Annotated in this window: 1 protein-coding gene and 1 pseudogene; both read right to left on the bottom strand. The window is 65.1% G+C overall.

Annotated features, from left to right (window positions below; all coding sequences use genetic code 11):
• A pseudogene (locus A5789_RS06040) lies at positions 1 to 896 on the bottom strand (helix-turn-helix domain-containing protein); the annotation flags it as partial.
• A gap of 65 nt (positions 897 to 961) precedes the next feature.
• Positions 962 to 1,732 (bottom strand): TnsA-like heteromeric transposase endonuclease subunit, encoded by a 771-nt coding sequence (locus tag A5789_RS06035; RefSeq protein ID WP_227462698.1) that lies wholly within the window; start codon positions 1,730 to 1,732, stop codon positions 962 to 964.
• Positions 1,733 to 1,860: the final 128 nt, after the last annotated feature.

The following is a 1,860-nucleotide window of genomic DNA, read 5'->3' as shown; positions in this document are numbered from 1 at the left end:
CCCGAGCCCCGGCCTGTGACCGCCTCGAACAACACCCCCGCAACGTCGAGGGCTTTGGTGGACACCGGCGTGACCTTCAAACCGAGGATCTGACGGTCGAACAGATCCTGGGCGACGGTCAACTGCGCCCGGACCCACCGACAGGTCACCGGCTCCATCGCGAAGACATCCAGGTCCTGGGTGTCCAGGATCAGGTACTCGCCCGGCCGACTCGCGCGCAGCCGTCCGTAAACGCCTTGCGGGCGTTGAGCGATCGAACGCCGAGCCTTCGCCGACCCACTGACCGCGCCTGTGCCCTTGGCAAGCAGCCCCAGACGCCTGTAGGCGGTCGTCCGCGCGGGAATCGCGACAACCCCCGGGCCGTGCTCACGATCCAATCGGTCCGCGACCCGCCGCAGCAACGCCGAGCGGGTCGGTGTCGACGCCGACACCCCCGCCGCCATTTCCGCGAGGACCGCGGCCTCCCAGCGTGGATCGACACGAGAACCCCGCGACGAGCGGTGACGGTCGTCGACCAGACCGGCCTCCCCGACCTCACGGTAGGCCGCGACCCAGTATTCGAGCGTGCGCACCGACACCGCCAGCTCCGCCGCCTTGGCCGCATAACGCGCCTTCAGCGACACACCGGCCGCATATTCCGGACGCGGCTCACCAGCACCCGCCGCTGACTCGTAACCACTGGTGTAGCCGGTCAACAACTCCCGAACATGCCCAGCCCGATCAGCGACCTCGGCCCGAACAGCCGGCAAAAGCCCCGCCAACACCAGCCCGGGATCCGGACCATCCCCTTCGACAGTGTCCAAACCTCGCGCGCGAGAAACGAATTCAGCCAAGGCGAAACTGCTGTATCGAGCATCGCCGAACTGCACGGTCACTTTCCGGCCGTCGAACTCCACGATCCGCGCGGCATCACCGTCCACCAGGACCGACTCGCCGACCATCACCCTCACCGTGCGGGTACTCATGCGACCACCCCCGCAGCCACGATCGCGGCGCCGTCGAGCACTCGCGACAAATCCGCGGTCAGCCGTGACCGCCACAGCAGATGCAGAATCGCCGGGCGAACCAACAGCGGCGAGGCGAACCCTGACAACCGCCGCTCCAGATCGGCGATCTTCATCGGTGCCGACACAGCGTCCAACACAGCCGCTACGACACTGTCGGCCACACACGAAGGCCGCCGGTAGCCGGCCAAGAATCGGACATTCTCCACGAACACGCGATCGGCGCCCGACCACACCTCGAACCCGAAGCCATGCGCTCGGCACACTTGCCGAGTCCACTCGAACTGCTCGCGGACAGACGAAACAGACAGCCTCTCAGCTGCTTTCACATCAACGACTGTCAATGAACCATCGCGATGGGCCAACAGCAGGTCAGGCACATGGCGATGTACCCGCCCGTCCACCGACTCCGTCATCAAAAACGGCTGCGCCGCGATTGCCACGACATCGGGATCCCGATCGGCCAACAAGATCCGCGCCAGCTCCAACCGGCTTTCGTAAACCACATGCGATCCGGTCGTCGCCGACCAGTACCAGCCCGAGTAATGCCGGCGGCCTCGCCACGCACGAAACTCCCTCACCGGCAACCCGGTCAGCACCTCATCGACAGGCAATCGACGCAAGTTCGTTTCGACGAACCGACCGTCACTACCCCTATAGCGCACGGACACAGCGGAATCCGGCGACAAACCGGTCAAAACTACACGGACAGAAGGATTCTCAATCATGGCGCAGAGACTGCCCTCGGCGCACGGGCGTACGATGCTGACACGCCGCCGACGTCCCACCGACCTTGCGGAAACGCAAGATCGACGCAAACTACGCGGGAAACCGCAATCAATCATGAGAACCTACA

It is taken from the genome of Nocardia sp. 852002-51101_SCH5132738, assembly GCF_001665695.1.
Taxonomy (GTDB): domain Bacteria; phylum Actinomycetota; class Actinomycetes; order Mycobacteriales; family Mycobacteriaceae; genus Nocardia; species Nocardia nova.
The sequence above is the reverse complement of the archived record's forward strand: the minus strand, read 5'-3'. Positions and strand labels throughout refer to the sequence as shown.

Excerpts from the sequence above, each read along its gene's own strand:
- A5789_RS06035 (WP_227462698.1), bottom strand. The coding sequence starts at position 1,732 with ATGATTGAGAATCCTTCTGTCCGTGTAGTTTTGACCGGTTTGTCGCCG.